General features: G+C 70.2%; 14 protein-coding genes and 2 pseudogenes. 4 read left to right on the forward strand and 12 right to left on the reverse strand.

What is annotated here, in order from left to right; all coding sequences use genetic code 11:
* Positions 1-18 precede the first annotated feature (18 nt).
* From smc to sepIVA, 6 genes are all read right to left on the reverse strand, one after another.
* Positions 19-3621, reverse strand: coding sequence for a chromosome segregation protein SMC (smc, locus tag AB8998_RS20650; protein ID WP_369739557.1), 3603 nt, complete (start codon positions 3619-3621; stop codon positions 19-21).
* A gap of 212 nt (positions 3622-3833) precedes the next feature.
* A complete protein-coding gene (locus AB8998_RS20655) occupies positions 3834-4109 on the reverse strand; it encodes an acylphosphatase (protein WP_369739558.1) in 276 nt (91 codons plus the stop codon).
* Positions 4110-4146: 37 nt separating this feature from the next.
* Positions 4147-5016 (reverse strand): DNA-formamidopyrimidine glycosylase, encoded by an 870-nt coding sequence (mutM, locus tag AB8998_RS20660; RefSeq protein WP_369739559.1) that lies wholly within the window; start codon positions 5014-5016, stop codon positions 4147-4149.
* Positions 5017-5189: 173 nt separating this feature from the next.
* Positions 5190-5903: a ribonuclease III gene (gene rnc, locus AB8998_RS20665; protein ID WP_369739560.1), complete on the reverse strand. Its 714-nt coding sequence runs from the start codon at positions 5901-5903 to the stop codon at positions 5190-5192.
* Complete coding sequence (locus AB8998_RS20670; RefSeq protein WP_369739561.1) at positions 5900-6487, reverse strand: YceD family protein; 588 nt, start codon at positions 6485-6487, stop codon at positions 5900-5902. The genes rnc and AB8998_RS20670 overlap by 4 nt, the downstream gene beginning before the upstream one ends.
* A 71-nt stretch (positions 6488-6558) precedes the next feature.
* Positions 6559-7296 (reverse strand): cell division protein SepIVA, encoded by a 738-nt coding sequence (gene sepIVA, locus AB8998_RS20675; protein WP_369739562.1) that lies wholly within the window; start codon positions 7294-7296, stop codon positions 6559-6561.
* 380 nt (positions 7297-7676) lie between these two features.
* Here sepIVA and AB8998_RS20680 point away from each other — a divergent pair.
* Positions 7677-8617, forward strand: a pseudogene (locus AB8998_RS20680) (permease); the annotation flags it as partial.
* 300 nt (positions 8618-8917) lie between these two features.
* Positions 8918-9337: an alpha/beta hydrolase gene (locus AB8998_RS20685; protein WP_369741680.1), complete on the forward strand. Its 420-nt coding sequence runs from the start codon at positions 8918-8920 to the stop codon at positions 9335-9337.
* Between the two features lies 1 nt (position 9338).
* On the opposite strand, the gene AB8998_RS20690 is transcribed toward AB8998_RS20685, so the two are convergent.
* From AB8998_RS20690 to AB8998_RS20715, 6 genes are all read right to left on the reverse strand, one after another.
* Positions 9339-10292: an amidohydrolase family protein gene (locus AB8998_RS20690; RefSeq protein WP_369739563.1), complete on the reverse strand. Its 954-nt coding sequence runs from the start codon at positions 10290-10292 to the stop codon at positions 9339-9341.
* A gap of 35 nt (positions 10293-10327) precedes the next feature.
* Entirely contained in the window at positions 10328-10810 is a 483-nt protein-coding gene (gene coaD, locus AB8998_RS20695; RefSeq protein WP_369739564.1) for a pantetheine-phosphate adenylyltransferase, read from the reverse strand.
* Positions 10811-10887: 77 nt separating this feature from the next.
* Positions 10888-11442 (reverse strand): 16S rRNA (guanine(966)-N(2))-methyltransferase RsmD, encoded by a 555-nt coding sequence (gene rsmD, locus AB8998_RS20700; RefSeq protein ID WP_369739565.1) that lies wholly within the window; start codon positions 11440-11442, stop codon positions 10888-10890.
* Between the two features lie 7 nt (positions 11443-11449).
* On the reverse strand, positions 11450-12085 hold the full coding sequence (locus tag AB8998_RS20705) for a vitamin K epoxide reductase family protein (protein ID WP_369739566.1): 636 nt from the start codon (positions 12083-12085) through the stop codon (positions 11450-11452).
* Positions 12082-12846, reverse strand: coding sequence for a DsbA family protein (locus AB8998_RS20710; protein WP_369739567.1), 765 nt, complete (start codon positions 12844-12846; stop codon positions 12082-12084). Before AB8998_RS20710 ends, AB8998_RS20705 begins: the two co-directional genes overlap by 4 nt.
* 105 nt (positions 12847-12951) lie before the next feature.
* Positions 12952-14070 carry an alpha/beta hydrolase gene (locus tag AB8998_RS20715; protein WP_369739568.1) on the reverse strand — a complete coding sequence of 373 codons (1119 nt, stop codon included), beginning with the start codon at positions 14068-14070 and terminating at the stop codon, positions 12952-12954.
* On the opposite strand from AB8998_RS20715, the pseudogene AB8998_RS20720 reads away from it, so the two are divergent.
* Both AB8998_RS20720 and AB8998_RS20725 read left to right on the forward strand, forming a co-directional pair.
* A pseudogene (locus AB8998_RS20720) lies at positions 14069-14924 on the forward strand (aldo/keto reductase). The gene AB8998_RS20715 and the pseudogene AB8998_RS20720 sit on opposite strands and share 2 nt — an antisense overlap.
* Before the next feature lie 5 nt (positions 14925-14929).
* The gene (locus AB8998_RS20725) at positions 14930-15781 is read left to right on the forward strand and encodes an aldo/keto reductase (RefSeq protein WP_369739569.1); all 852 of its coding nucleotides are present in this window, start codon (positions 14930-14932) and stop codon (positions 15779-15781) included.
* Positions 15782-15790: the final 9 nt, after the last annotated feature.

The following is a 15790-nucleotide window of genomic DNA, read 5'->3' on the forward strand; positions in this document are numbered from 1 at the left end:
CCCGGGTGCTCGCGTGTCCTAGGGGGAAGCCGCGGCCAGCTGCTGCACCTGCTGGCCGCGCATGCGCTGGGAGATCACCGCGGTGATCCCGTCGCCCCGCATGGTCACGCCGTAAAGCGCGTCGGCGATCTCCATGGTCGGCTTCTGGTGGGTGATGATGAGCAGCTGAGAGCGCGCCCGCAGCAGCTCGAACAGCGAGAGCAGGCGGCGCAGGTTGGTGTCGTCGAGCGCGGCCTCGACCTCGTCCATGATGTAGAACGGTGACGGACGGGCCCGGAAGATCGCCACCAGCATCGCCACCGCGGTCAGTGCCTTCTCCCCGCCGGACAGTAGCGAGAGCCTGGTCACCTTCTTGCCCGGCGGACGGGCCTCCACCTCGATGCCGGTGGTCAGCATGTCGTCGGGATTGGTCAACCGCAGCCGGCCCTCGCCGCCGGGGAACAACACCGTGAAGACCTCCCGGAACTCGCGTTCGACGTCGACGAACGCGTCGCTGAACACCTGCAGGATGCGGGCGTCGACGTCGGCGACGACGTCGAGCAGGTCCTTGCGGGCGGCCTTGACGTCCTCGAGCTGGGTGGACAGGAAGTTGTAGCGCTCCTCCAGGGCGGCGAACTCTTCGAGCGCCAGCGGGTTGACCCGGCCCAGCTCGGCCAGCTCGCGTTCGGCGCGTTTGGCCCGGCGCTCCTGGGTGGCCCGGTCATAGGGCATCGGGGCCGGGGCGACCACCTGCTCGCCGCGCTCGCGGGCCTGCTCGAACTCGGCCATCTCCAGCTCGCTGGGCGGCAGCCCGACGTGCGGGCCGTACTCGGCGACCAGGTCGGCCGGGGCCATCCCGAACTGTTCGAGCACCGTCTGCTCGAGCTGCTCGATGCGCAGCGCCGCCTGGGCGTTGGCCACTTCGTCGCGGTGCAGCGAATCGGTCAGCGTGGCCACCCGGGCCCCCAGCGCGTTCACCTCGTCGCGCACCGCGGCCATCGCCGCCGAGCGCTGCTGCCGCTCGGCCACCAGCGCATCGCGGATGTGCGACGCCGCGCCGACCACCCCGTCCAGCCGCGCGGCCAGCAGCCGCCCGGCGTCGGCCACGGCCGCGGCGATGGCGGCCGCGCGCACCCGCGCGGCGCGCGCCTGCTCGGCGCGCACCCGGGCCTCCCGTTCGGCAGCGGCCGCCCGGCGCAGCGAATCCGCCCGCCCCCGCACCGCGTTGGCCCGCTCCTCGGCGGTGCGCAGCGCCAGCCGGGCCTCCACCTCCACGCCGCGCGCGCTCTCGGCGGCGGCGGCGATCCGCTGCCGATCCGCCGGCTCCTCGGCCTCGACATGCTGGGTTTGCTGGGCGTTGCGCAGCCGCGTCTCGAGCTCGGTGACCTCTTCGACAGTCCGCGCGCGGCCGGATTCCAGCTCCTCGCGCTGCCGCAGCAGCCTGTTCCACTCCTCCTCGGCCGTCCGGGCGTCCTGCCCGAGCCGGCCCAGCTGCTCGTACATCGCGGAGATGGCGGTGTCGGACTCGTTGAGCGCGGCCAGCGCCTGCTCGGCGGAGTCCTGGCGGGCCGCCTGCTCGGTCAGCGCACCCGACAGCGCCGCGCTCAGCTGGGCGACCTGCGCTTCCGCCGCGGCCAGCTCGCTGCCGGCCTTGTCGATTTCGGAGGTGATCTCCAACGTGGACATCTTCCGGTCGGAGCCGCCGTTCACCCAGCCGGCGCCCACCAGGTCGCCGTCGAGGGTCACCGCCCGCAACCGCGGGCGGGCGGCCACCAGCTCGAGCGCCCGTGCCAGGTCGTCGACCACCGCGACGCCGGAGAGCATGGCGGTCAGCGCGCCACGCAGCCGCGGCGGGGTCTCGACCAGGTCCAGCGCCCACACCGCGCCGCCGGGCAGCTCGCCGGCCCGCGCCGAATCCTCCGGGGCCGGCCAATCCCCCACCACCAGGGCAGCGCGCCCGCCGTCGGCCTCCTTGAGCGCGGCGACCGCGGACCGGGCCGCCCCGAGGCTCTCGGCGGCCAGCGCGTCGGCTGCCGAGCCGAGCACGGCGGCCACCGCCGCCTCGTAGCCCGAGCGGACCTTGACCATCTTGGCGATCGGCCCCAGCAGCCCCGCCCCGCCGTGGTGCTCGGAGAGCCACGCCGCGCCGTTCTTGCGTTCCAGCCCCACCGACAGCGCGTCGATGCGGGCCCGCAGCGAGGCCACCTGCCGTTCGGCGCCCCGCTCGGCGGCCTGCAGCTCGGTGACGCGCTGGTCGGCTGCGCGCAGCGCGGCCACGGTCCGCTCGTGGTGCTCGTCGAGGCCCATCTCGCCCTGGTCGAGCTCGCCGACCCGCCCCTGCACCGTCTCGAACTCGGCCCGGGTCTGCTGCACGCGCGCGGCGGCGTGCTCGATGCGCTCGGAAAGCTTCGCGACGCTGTCGTCGATCGACTCGACGCGTGCCCGCATGGTCTCCACCTGCCCGGCCAGCCGGGCCAGGCCCTCGCGCCGGTCCGCCTCGGCGCGGACCGCCGCCAGGTGGGCCCGGTCGGCCTCGGCGGCCTCGCGCTCTCGCTCGGCCAGTTGCGCGCGGGCGGCCTCCAGCCGTGTGCGCGCCGCGGCCAGCTCCGCCTTCAGCTGCCGCTCGGCGGCCTCGACCCGCTGGGCCTCGGCATCCATCGCGTCCGGGTCCTTGTCGCTGGTCCTGGCCGGCTCGACATCGAGATGCTGGGCGCGTTCGCTGGCGATGCGCACGGTTGCGGCCACGCGTTCGGCCAGGGCGGACAGCCCGAACCAGGTGTGCTGGACCGACTCGGCGCGGGTCGAGAGCTCAGCCAGCGCGGTCTCGTGGGCGGTCAGCTCGTCGGAGGCCACCGCGAGGCGGGCGGCGGCCTCGTCGTGCTCGCGGCGCATCGCGGCCTCGGCCTCGAGGATGGCGCTGCGCTCGGTCTGCCGGTTGACCAGGTCGTCGGCGGCCAGCCGCAACCGGGCGTCGCGCAGGTCGGCCTGGATGGTCTGGGCCCGCCGGGCCACCTCGGCCTGGCGCCCCAGCGGTTTGAGCTGGCGGCGCAGCTCGGTGGTCAGGTCGGTGAGCCGCGCCAGGTTGGCCGACATCGCGTCGAGTTTGCGCAGCGCCTTTTCCTTGCGCTTGCGGTGCTTGAGCACGCCGGCGGCTTCTTCGATGAACGCGCGGCGGTCCTCGGGCCGCGACTGCAGGATCTCGTCGAGCTTGCCCTGCCCGACGATGACGTGCATCTCCCGGCCGATCCCGGAGTCGCTGAGCAGCTCCTGGACGTCCATCAGCCGGCAGCCACTGCCGTTGATCTCGTACTCGCTGGCGCCGTCGCGGAACATCCGCCGGGTGATCGACACCTCGGAGTAGTCGATGGGCAGCACGTTGTCGGAGTTGTCGATGGTGACGGTGACCTCGGCACGGCCCAGGGGGGCGCGCGAGGAGGTGCCGGCGAAGATGACGTCCTCCATCTTGCCGCCGCGCAGCGTCTTCGCGCCCTGCTCCCCCATCACCCAGGCCAGGGCGTCGACCACGTTGGATTTGCCGGAGCCGTTGGGCCCGACGACGGCGGTGATACCCGGCTCGAAGCGCATAGTCGTCGGCGAAGCGAAGGACTTGAAGCCCTTCAGCGTCAGACTTTTGAGGTACACGGCGTGCCAGACTACCGCTCAATTCGTCGCGTCCGGCCCCCTCGCGGGGTGTCGTCGGGCCCGAAATCGACCGGTCGGCGCACACGTCACAGGGGTCACAGCCGTCACTGGGAGGGAAGCGGTGCTCCCTCCTGAAATGCGATAGCGCCGGCGATACCAGTTTTGCGATGCGACCATGGGCAGCCGCGACGGTGCCAACGTGACCGGAGTGACTAGCGCTCGACGAAACCGTCGAACCGCTCGTGCGCCGGCGCCCAGTCGGCGACGACCTTGTCCACGCGCCCCGGTGCGCCGTCGCCGTCGAGCAGCTGCAGCAGCTTCTCGCCCGCCTCACGCGTCCCGTGCGCGACCACCAGCACGCGGCCGTCGTCCTGGTTGGCCGCGTAGCCGGTCAGGCCCAGCTCCAGCGCCCGGCAGCGGGTCCACCAGCGAAATCCCACGCCTTGCACCCTCCCGTGCACCCAGGCGGTCAACCGCACGTCAGACATGACTCATTTTTACGTGAAGAGCGCGAACGGGTGTGCATCAAAGCCGTGGATTCATGCCCGAGGTCCGCGGGCGGGGCTGGCATTTCGGGCAGTAGAACGACGAGCGGTTCATGAACTTCTCCCGGCGCATCACCGCGCCGCAGCGCCGGCACGCCTGGCCCTCGCGGCCGTAGGCGTCCAGCGACCGGTCGAAGTACCCCGACTCTCCGTTGACGTTGACATAGAGCGAGTCGAACGACGTTCCACCCTTGGCCAGCGCCTCGCGCATAACCTCCGCGGCGGCGTCCAGCACGGCGGCCAGGCGTGGGCGGCTCAGCGTGGCCGCCACCCGGGCGCCGTGCACCTTGGCCCGCCACAGCGCCTCGTCGGCGTAGATGTTGCCGATCCCCGACACCACCTGCTGGTCCAAGAGCTGGCGCTTGAGCTCGGAATGCTTGCCGCGCAGCACCCCCACCACGGCGGCGGCGTCGAAGCGGGGATCCAGCGGGTCACGGGCCAGGTGCGCGACAGGCTCCGGCACCACGCTGCCGTCGACTTCCACCAGGTCGGCGAGCAGCCACCCGCCGAAGGTCCGCTGATCGGCGAAGCTCAGCACGGTCCCGTCGTCGAGCAGCGCGGAGATTCGCACGTGCTCGGCGCGCGGGACGGCGCCCAGCAGCATCTGCCCGCTCATGCCGAGGTGGACGACGAGCGCGCTGTCCGACCCCAGCAGCAGCCACAGGTATTTGCCGCGGCGATCGGTCCCGGTGATCCGCTCCCCCAGAAGCCGGGAGGTGAGGTCGCCGGGCCCGGCTTCGTGGCGGCGCACCGCGCGCGGGTGGTGCACCCGGACCGCCGTGATCGTCCTGCCGACCACATGGGACTGCAATCCCCGGCGCACCACCTCGACTTCAGGCAGCTCGGGCATCTAGTGATGATCGCAAGCGCGGCAAAGCCGGGCGCAGCGGGTCATCACCGTCAACCTAGACGGGCATGATCGCAAGCGCGGCAAAGCCGGGCGCAGCGGGTCATCACCGTCAACCTAGACGGGCATGATCGCAAGCGCCGCAAAGCCGGGCGCAGCGGGTCATCACCGTCGATCTAGACGGGCGTTTTCCCCGCGGTGTCGAGCGCCTCCAACGCCTTCCAGGTGGCTGCCGCGGCCTTCTGCTCGGCCTCCTTCTTGGAGCGCCCGATGCCCGAGCCGTATTCGATCTCCATCACGACGACCACCGCGGTGAATTCCTTGTCGTGATCCGGTCCGGTGGAGGTCACCAGGTAGGACGGCGCGCCCAGGCCGCGCGCCGCGGTCAGCTCCTGCAGGCTGGTCTTCCAGTCCAGCCCGGCCCCCAGCGTGGGCGCGGCGTCCAGCAGCGCGCCGAACAACCGCAGGATCACCTCGCGGGCCGTGGTGATTCCGTGCTGCAGGTAGATGGCGCCCAACAGGGATTCCATGCCGTCTGCCAGGATGCTGGACTTGTCCGCACCGCCGGTGTTCGCCTCGCCGCGGCCCAGCAGCAGGTGGACTCCGAGGCCCTCGGCGGACAGGTTGCGCGCGACGTCGGCCAGTGCCTGGGTGTTGACGACGCTGGCGCGCAGTTTGGCCAGGTCCCCCTCCGAGCGGTCGGGGTGGCGGTGGTAGAGCTCGTCGGTGATCGTGAGCCCCAGAACGGCGTCCCCGAGGAACTCGAGGCGCTCGTTGGTCGGCAGGCCGCCGTGTTCGTAGGCGTAGCTGCGGTGTGTCAGCGCCAGCTCGAGCAGCTCCTCGGGCAGGTCGACACCGAGCGCGTCGAGCAGCTCTTCCCGGGAGGTCAACGCTCACCCCGCGAGATATCGGGCCCCGGTGGCAGCATCTCGGTCAGCTTGGCCCACCGCGGGTCGATGCGCTCGTGGAAGTGGTCCGGCTCGGCGGCCAGCGAGACGCCGCATTGGGGGCACAGCCCGGGGCAATCGGGCCGGCACACCGGGGAGAACGGCAGCTCCAGCCCGACGGCGTCGATGACGGACTGCTCGATGTCGACGGTGTCGTCGACGATGTGGCCGACCTCGTCTTCCCCGGTGGTCGCCTCGGTCGTGCTGCCCGGGTAGGCGAACAGCTCGGTCAGGGCCACCTGGATGCGTCCGTCGACCGTGCCCAGGCAGCGGGAACATTCGCCGGAGGTGGGCGCGGTGACCGTTCCGCTGACCAACACCCCTTCGGACACCGACTCGAGCCGCAGATCCAGTTCCAGCGGCGCGCCCCGCTCGATCGCGATCATGTCCAGCCCGATGCGCGACGGGCTGGGCATGGTTTCCCGCAGCGTGACCATCGCGCCCGGGCGTCGGCCCAGCGGTGTGATGTCCAGCTTCATGGGTGAACCCGGACGACGGTGCGCCGTGGTGCTGTGCTGCCGCGTCATAGGGGAAATCCTACGGCGCCGACCGCATAACGCCAGGCTGAACCGGCGGCTGCCGTGGTGAGCCGGTTCGGCTACCGCGTGGCGTAGTCGTGGGTGCCCGCCGCCGTCCGTAGTTGGTGGCGCCCTCGGCCCACGGACCGCAGCGTGCCGTTGAGGAAGTCCTCGAACTCCGCGAGTTTGCTGTCGACGTAGACGTCGCACTCGCCCCGGAGCCGGTCGGCCTCGGCATGGGCGGTGTCGATGAGCCGGGCGGACTCGGCCTTGGCCGCCTGCACCACCTCGTTCTGGGACACCAGGCGCTGCTGCTCCTTGATGCCCTCTTGCACGGCCTTCTCGTACGAGAGGTTGCCGCTCTCGAGCAGCCGGTCGCATTCGGCCTGGGCCCGGCTGGTGCTGGCCTCGTACTCGCGCTTGGCGGCCGTGGCGATGCGCACCGACTCCTCGCGCGCCTCGGCGACCATCCGTTCGCTGTGTTGGCGGGCTTCGCTCACCATCCGGTCGGCCTGCGCTTTCGCGTCGGACAGCAGCCGGTCGGCCTCCGCGCGGGCGTGGTTGAGCATCGACTCGGACTCGGTGGTCGCCGAGTCCACCATCGACTCGGCGTGTTCCTTGGCCTCCTGCAGCATCGAGTCCCGCGCATCGAGAACGTCCTGGGCGTCGTCCAGTTCGCCGGGGATCGCATCCTTGATGTCGTCGACCAGTTCGAGCACGTCGCCGCGGGGCACCACACAGCCGGCCGTCATCGGCACGCCACGGGCTTCTTCGACAATGGCGGCCAGTTCGTCCAGCGCTTCAAAGACTCGGTACACGGCCATACCCTCCTGGGCGTCTCGCCAAAAAACTCTGTTGTTACCAGTGTGCCTGTTGTTACGTCCGTGACAGTGGTGGCGACGCCGGTGTGTCGGGCACCTGCCCGGCGGAGAACGGGGAGAATTTCGCAGGAATTCGCCCGTTCGCGCCTTTGTCGCGTTTTGTCGCTGTTTTGTCGCGGCTTTTTGTCGCGCAGACAGCGATTCTAGAGAGCGCGACGTCCGGGGCGAATCCCAGAATTGGGGGTGTCCCCCCGCACACGGCTTTGCCTTATACCCCACTGGGGTATACGTGCGTCGGGGCGGGCGGCGCCAACCGGGCGGAGGAATTCGTGACAGTGCTGGCAGCGATCGGCCACGCCCTGGGCCTGGCCGGCACGATGACGTGGGAGATCCTGTGGGCGCTGATCCTCGGCTTCACCCTGTCCGCGGTGGTGCAGGCCGTGGTGCGCCGCTCGACGGTCGTTGCCCTCCTCGGTGACGACCGGCCCCGCACCCTCGCGCCGGCGGCGGGCCTGGGCGCGGCCTCGTCGTCGTGCTCGTATGCGGCCGTCGCCCTGGCCCGGTCACTGTTCCGCAAGGGCGCCAACTTCACCGCGGCGATGGCCTTCGAGAGCGGCTCCACCAATCTGGTCGTGGAGTTGGGCAGCATCCTGGCGCTGCTGACGGGGTGGCAGTTCACCGCCGCGGAGTTCGTCGGCGGGCCGCTGATGATCGTCGCGCTGGCCGTCCTGTTCCGCGTCTTCGTGCGCTCCCGGCTCGTCGACGCCGCCCGCGCACAGGCCGAGCGGGGACTGGCCGGATCGATGGAAGGCCATGCGGCGATGGACATGTCGATCCAGGACGAGGGTTCGTTCTGGCGACGGCTCCTGTCCTGCCAGGGCTTCACCTCGGTGTCGCACGTGTTCGTCATGGAGTGGTCGGCGATTCTGCGTGACCTGGTCGTGGGCCTGTTGATCGCGGGGCCATCGGAGCCTGGGTGCCCGAAAGCTTCTGGCAGGGCTTCTTTTTGGCCGACCACCCGGGCTGGGCGGCACTGTGGGGGCCGATCGTCGGACCGGTCGTGGCGATCGCTTCGTTCGTCTGCTCGATCGGCAATGTGCCGCTTGCCGCGGTGCTGTGGAACGGCGGCATCAGCTTCGGTGGCGTCGTCGCGTTCATCTACGCCGACCTGCTGATCGTGCCGATCTTGAACATCTACCGCAAGTACTACGGCACCAGGATGATGCTGACGCTGCCGGCCACCTTCTACGCCGCGATGGTCGTCGCCGGATACCTTGTCGAATTGATCTTCGGCACAGCGCATCTCATTCCGGCACAGCCGTTTCCGGCGGGACGAGACGGGTAGGCGGATCGGGCGCCCGTCTACGACCGCACCACCGCCCCGACTCGGTCGGTCGCGGCACCCTCGACCCCGAACTGCGGGCATGGTTGCCCGGCGGCCCGAGGCTGGGCGCAGACATCCCGATCGCCCAGGGGCGCCGCGAACACCGGCAGCTCGGCGTGGGACCCTGGCCGCCGATCGGCTCGGTGCAGCACCTGGTGCCGCACGGATCCATCCCGGTCCGCCGGCACCCCCCCCACCCGGCCGGCGTCCACCCCGTCGGGCGCGCTGGTCTACCTGCACGGCGGCGGCTACACCTACGGCACGCTCGACGAGTTCGAGGTTCCGGTGCGGCTGATCGCCGAGCGCGCCGGGATCAGCACCGACGCGGTCGGCTACCGGCTGGCACCCGAGTCGAAGTACCCGACCCGCAACCTCCTGCGCGACGGCGACGACGCGCGCGACCCGTGTATCACCCCGATGAACGCCCCGAGCCACACCGGCCTGCCGCCGGCGATCCTGGTCACCAACGGCTTCGACCCGCTCCGGGACGTCGGGCACGCCTACGCGAGGAAACTCGCCGCGGCCGTAAACGAGCTGACCTACATCCATCATCCCGATCTCATCCCCGGGTTCCCGCAGTTCAGCCGGTCGTCGAAGGCGGCGCATCGGGCGACCCTGGAGGTGGCCGACCGAATCGGTGCGGCCATCGGATGAGTCAGATCCGCAAGATGCGTTCGGCGTTGCCGTGGGCGATCTTCGCGCGGTCGGCCGCGCTCAGCGTGGTGCGCTCGAACCCGTCGACGGCCGCCTGCGACGACTCGTAGGGATAGTCGACGGAGAACATGATGGCGTCCGCCCCGACCTCGAGCACGGCGCCGGTGAGCGTCGCCGGGGAGAAGACGCCGCTGGTGGTGAACACGATGTTGGTGCCCAGGTAGGCCGATGGGGGGCGGTGTAGCCGGTAGTCGGGGGTGGTGGTCGCATACCGCGAGTCCAGCCGGCTGCGCTGGAACGGCAGGAACTCGCCCATGTGGCCCAGGATCAGCGTCGCGGACGGGTGGCGGTCGAACACGCCGCCACACAGGATCCGCAGCGCGTGCCCCGACACCTCGGCCGCCCAACTCCACATGGCGCCATAGAGTTCCGGGTGGCCGTTCAGCACGTGCCAGTGATCGGCCGGCGGGGCGCCGGGGTGCAGGTACAGCGGGACGGCCAAAGATTCCAGCGCTTCCCACAGCGGTTCGAAGATCGGCTCGTCGAGGTAGTGACCACCCAGATGGTCGTTGACCAACGCGCCGCAGAACCCCAGCTCGCCGATGCAGCGCTCCAATTCGGCGACCGCCGCCCCGGGATCCTGCAGAGGTAGCGCGGCGAAACCGCGGAACCGGGACGGGTGCCGGGACACCACATCGGCCAGGAAGTCGTTGGCGCGCCGGGCGTTGTCGCGCGCCGTGGCGGCGTCGAGGTCGGCCTGCAGACCGGGAACGGTCAGCGACAGCACCTGGACGTCGATGCCGGCGGCGTCCATCTCCGGGAGCCGGTACTGGGTGAAGTCGGGCAGCTTGCGCAGCCATTCCTCGGCGTACGGCGTTGCGCGCAAGGACAACCCGGGCATGGGATCGGCGATCCCGGGGATCGAGAAGGCCTCTTCCAAGGCGATGTATCTCACCGGGTCCCTTCTGAATCGTTGCGGCGGAACGCCATTCAGCGACGGTCGGCGAGCTTGCCGCGCATGCGGCGGTTCACCGGTTCGGGCAACAGCCGGGACACGTCACCGCCCAGCGTCGCGACCTCCTTGGCCAGCGACGACGACACGAACGAATACTCCGGCGCGGTCGCCACGAAAAAGGTGTCGACACCGGCGATGTGCTTGTTCATCTGCGCCATCTGCAGCTCGTATTCGAAGTCGGTGTCGGTGCGCAGCCCCTTGACGATGGCCGTCATCCCGCGGGCCGTGACGAAGTCGACCACCAGGCCTTCTCCCGCCTCCACCCGCAGGTTCGGCAGGTGCGTCGTCGACTCCTCGATCATGGCGATCCGCTCGTCGAGGGCGAACATGCCCTGCTTGGCCGGGTTGGACAGGATCGCGACGACCACCTCGTCGAACTGGCCCGCGGCCCGCTCGAAAACGTCGATGTGGCCCAACGTCACCGGGTCGAACGACCCGGGGCACACCGCGCCCGTCACAGGCCGCGCCGCCGACGATGCGGGTCCGGGCGATGAGGAACAGCGGCGTCCATGACGCATGACGGTACACGTCCGCCTCAGCCCACCTCGGCCATCTCCAGTCGGGTGTCGCCGTAGCCACGCGACGGCCATGGCCGCCAGCCGGGCGGCCAGGTCAGGGCCGCGCCGTTCGCCCCGCGCTCGACCACGACGACGGTTCCCTCGTGCGCCCACCCGTGGTCGACCAAAGCGGTCAGGACGGCCCCGACCTCCGCGGCGTCGACGTCATACGGGGGGTCGGCCAGCACCAGGTCGACCGGAGCCGCCGCCCCGCCCGCCAGGACCGCGGCCACCGGCCCCCGGCGCAGCGTCGCGCCGGGCAGGCCGAGGGTGTCGATGTTGCGCGCGAGGACGGCGGCGGCGCGCTGGTCGGACTCCACGAACACCGCGGAGCCCGCGCCGCGCGACAGTGCCTCGAGTCCGAGCGCCCCCGAACCGGCGTAGAGGTCCAGCACGGCCAGGCCGGTCAGGTCCCGGCGCGCGGCGAGGATGTTGAACAGCGATTCGCGCACCCGGCCGGTGGTCGGCCGCGTTCCGCGCGGAGGCACGGCGATGCGCCGCCCCCCGGCGGCACCTCCGATGATCCGGGTCACCGGGCACCTACAGCAGCGTCGACCAATAGTCCCAGAACCGGACCATGATGAGCAGGAACACGGCGGTGAACCAGAGCACGGCGAGCGACCAGCGCCAGTGGTGGAGCAGCCGCGTCGCGGCCCCCGCCTGCCCGAGTTCCGGGCGCACCGCGACCGATGCCAACACGACCAGCAGCGAGACGCTCACCACCCAGACCACCATGCAGTACGGGCACAACGCCCCGATGCGATACAGGCTCTGGAAGATCAACCAGTGCACGAACGCCACCCCGCCCAGGATTCCGACTGTCAGGCCGGTCCAATACCATTGCGGCAAAGCCACTTTCGCCAACGCCAGGACACCGGTCACGATGACCACGGTGAAACCCACGATCCCGAGCAGCGTGTTGGGCACCCCCATGATCGACGCCTCCGGCGTGACCATCACCGATCCGCACGCCAGGACCGGGTTGAGGTTGCAGGAGGGCACGTACGACGGATTGCCCAGCAGGTGGATCTTCTCCACCGTCAGGGTCAGCGAGGCCACCAACCCGATCGCACCGCCGAGCAGCATCCACCACGCGCTGGGCGCCGGGACGCGCTCCCGCGGAGGCGAATCCGCGCCCACCGGTGCGACGGGTTCGGCTGACACCGGGGCCGTCACGAAGCCGCAGGCTTGACCGCGGTGTCGATGCCCGGCACGTCGCCGACGATGGTCTTGATCTTGGCGACCAGCGCGTCGGGTGTCGACGGGTCGTAGTCGTCGCCGTTGATCTTGATGGTCGGGGTCGCGTTGATGTGCGCGGCCGCCGCCTCGCCGGTCACCTTGGACAGGTACTTGCCGCTGTTGATGCAGTCCGGCACCTTGCCCACCACGCCGGATTCCCGGGCGATCTCGATCAACCTGGCGTTGTCGGGAAAGCTGGTGCCGCGTTCGCTGGGCTGGATGTCGCTGCTGAACAAGGCGGCGTGGAAACGGCGGAACGCGCTGATGGACTCGTCGGCGACGCACAGGGCCGCCGCGCCGGCCCGCGACGAGTAGTCCTGGTTCCGCGGGCTGTCCAGAATCGAGACCATGGAGTAGTCGGCCTCGATCGCCCCGATGTCGATCAACTTGGACACCGTCGGGCCGAAGGTGCGCTCGAAGTTCCCACAGGCCGGGCACAGAAAGTCCTCGTAGAAGGTGACCGTCGCCTTGGGATTGCCGGTGCCGGGCTGGGTGACCAACTTGCTCGACGTCACCCGCACCGTGTCGCCCGAACCGGTGTTGCCGTCCTTTTTGTGATGCGACGTGACGATGTAGGCCACGAGGGCGACCGCGAAGATCACCACGATCGCGGTGCCGCCGATCTGGATGAGGCGGCCGGATTTGCCGCCGCCGGAGGACATGTCGAATCGCGGGGGACGTTTGGGGTTGTCGGCCACGGGTTCCCTGATCTTTCGGTGCGGGGGTCTTTCGGTGCGTGGGTCTTTCGCTGCGTATTGCCCCGACCACGGTCGGGCGACGGCGCCTCTAGACTACCGGGCGCCTCACGCGCGGCTCAGATGAGCGCGCAGCGCCGAAATCAGTTCGCTGGTCGCGGCCGCGCTACCGCCTCCCAGCGGGAACAGGTTGGCGAAGCCGTGGGTCAGCGAACCCATCGACCTCAGGTCCACCGGGGTGCCGGCCGCCCGCAGCGCCGCCGCGTAGCTCGCCCCCTCGTCGCGCAATGGGTCGAAACCGGCGACCGCGATCAGCGCCGGCGCCAGATCCGACAGCGACCCGGCCAGCAGCGGCGACACCCGCGGATCCGCCGGGTCGATGCCGGAATCCCTCAGGTACTGGGCGTGGAACCAGTCCATGTCGCGCTTGGTGAGCAAGAACCCGCGGGCGAACAGGCTCAGCGACCGGGTCCGCGCGGTGAAGTCGGTCCGCGGGTAGATCAGCCACTGCAGCACCGGGGCGGGCCCGGCGTCGTCGCGGGCCAGCTGGCACACCACCGCGGCCAGGTTGCCGCCCGCGCTGTCCCCGCCCACCGCGACGCGCCCGGGCGTCGCACCGAGTTCGGCGGCGTGCTCGTGGGCCCACACGAAGGCCGCGTAGGCGTCCTCGATCGCCGCCGGGGCGGCGTGCTCGGGCGCCAGCCGGTAGTCCACGGACAACACGTGGATGCCGGCGTCGCGGCAGGTCAACCGGCACAGCATGTCGTGGGTGTCCAGGTCGCCGAGCACCCAGCCCCCGCCGTGGTAGAAGACCAGCAGAGGTGCGGGACCGCCGGCCGCCGGGCGGTAGTGGCGCGCCGGAATCGCGCCGGCCGGCCCGGGCAGCGAGAGGTCGTCGACCTCGACGTGGATCTGCGGCCCGGGAAACCCGACGGTCATCTCGTGCATCTGGGCCCGGGATGCCGCCGGATCGTCATCCACGACCAGGCCGTCGACGCCGACCGCGCGCAGACCCGACAGCATGAGCTGCAGCGTGGGGTCCAGCGTATTGCCGTCGATGATGACCGAACGGCCGCCGAACAGCACCCGTTTGGCCCGGTCCGGTATCCACGGGATGACCTTGACGCCGATGGTCGTGACCGCGCCCTGCAGGCGAGCGGGCAGGCGCATCGACACGCGCTTCGCTCCGGACTGGAGCTCCTGCTCGCCTGGCACACTCTTAGACATGGGCCGCTCCCTCGAGAAGAACTGCGTCACGCTCAACGACGGTAATGCGATCCCCATCGTCGGGCTCGGGGTGTTCAAGGTCCCGCCGGCGGAAGCCGAGCAGGCGGTCAGCGCCGCGCTGCGGGCCGGTTACCGGCACATCGACACCGCCGCGGCCTACCGCAACGAACGGGAAACCGGGCGGGCGGTTGCCGAGTCCGGCGTGCCGCGCGACCAACTTTACGTGGTGACCAAACTGTGGAACGCGGACCAGGGTTACGACAGCACGCTGGCCGCGTTCCCCGATATTTCAGGCCAGCATGGACCGGCTGGGGCTGGACTATCTCGACCTTTACCTGATCCACTGGCCGGTGCCCGCGCAGAACACGTTCGTGGACACCTTCAAGGCGTTCGCCCACCTGCGCGATCAGGGCCGGATCCGCTCGATCGGGGTCAGCAACTTCGAACCCGAGCACCTCACGGTTCTCATGGACGCCACCGGCATCGTCCCGGCGGTCAACCAGATCGAACTGCATCCCCGGTTCCCCCAGCACGAGCTGCGCGAGGTGCACGCGCAGCGAGGCATCGCGACGGAGGCGTGGGCGCCCCTGGGCCAGGGAGAACTGCTGGCCGACCCGACGGTGGTGGCGGTCGCGGAAAGTTGTGGACGAACCGCGGCGCAGGTGTTGATTCGCTGGCACATCCAGCTGGGTAATATCGTGATCCCCAAGTCGGTGAACCCCTCACGGATAGCGAGTAACTTCGACGTGTTCGATTTCGAACTCAGCGCCGACCAGATGGCGCGGATTTCTTCGCTCGAGGACGGAACGCGGCTCGGGCCGGATCCACGAACCTTCAATTTCACAGGTAGGTGAATGACGTGACTGGCGACTCGGGCGCCGCCGTACCTTCGATAGCTCTCAACGACGAGAACACCATGCCGGTTCTCGGCCTGGGCGTCGCGGAGTTGTCGGACGACGAGGCCGAACGCGCGGTGTCGGCGGCGCTGGAGATCGGCTGCCGGCTGATCGACACCGCCGCCGCCTACGGCAACGAGGCCGGCGTGGGCCGAGCGATCGCGGCCTCCGGCATTCCGCGCGCGGAGCTTTTCGTCACCACCAAGCTGGCCACGGCCGACCAGGGTTTCACCAGTTCCCAGCACGCCTGCTCCGCCAGCCTGGAGCGACTCGGCCTGGACTACGTGGACCTCTACCTGGTGCACTGGCCGGCCCCGTCGCTGGGCAAATACGTGGATTCCTTCGGCGGCCTGATCCAGTGCCGCGGCGAGGGCCACGCCCGCTCCATCGGCGTCTGCAACTTCACCGACGACCACCTGTCGACCGTCATCGACCTGTGTTTCGTCACCCCGGCCGTCAACCAGATCGAGCTGCATCCGCTGCTCAACCAGGACGAGCTGCGCAAGGTGAACGCGCAGCACAACGTGGTGACGCAGTCCTACACGCCGCTGGCGCTGGGCAAGCTGATGGACAACCCGACGGTCACCTCGGTCGCCGCCGAATACGGCAAGACGCCCGCGCAGGTGCTGCTGCGGTGGAACCTGCAGCTGGGTAACGCCGTGGTGTTCCGCTCGGCCCGGGCCGAGCACATCGCCGGTGACTTCGACGTCTTCGACTTCGAACTGGCCTCCTCGCACATGGACGCGATCAACGGCCTGCACGACGGCACCCGGCTGCGCCCGGACCCGGACACCTTCGACGGCACCGGCTCCTGACCCGGGGCG

Source organism: Mycobacterium sp. HUMS_12744610 (genome assembly GCF_041206865.1).
Lineage (GTDB): Bacteria > Actinomycetota > Actinomycetes > Mycobacteriales > Mycobacteriaceae > Mycobacterium > Mycobacterium servetii.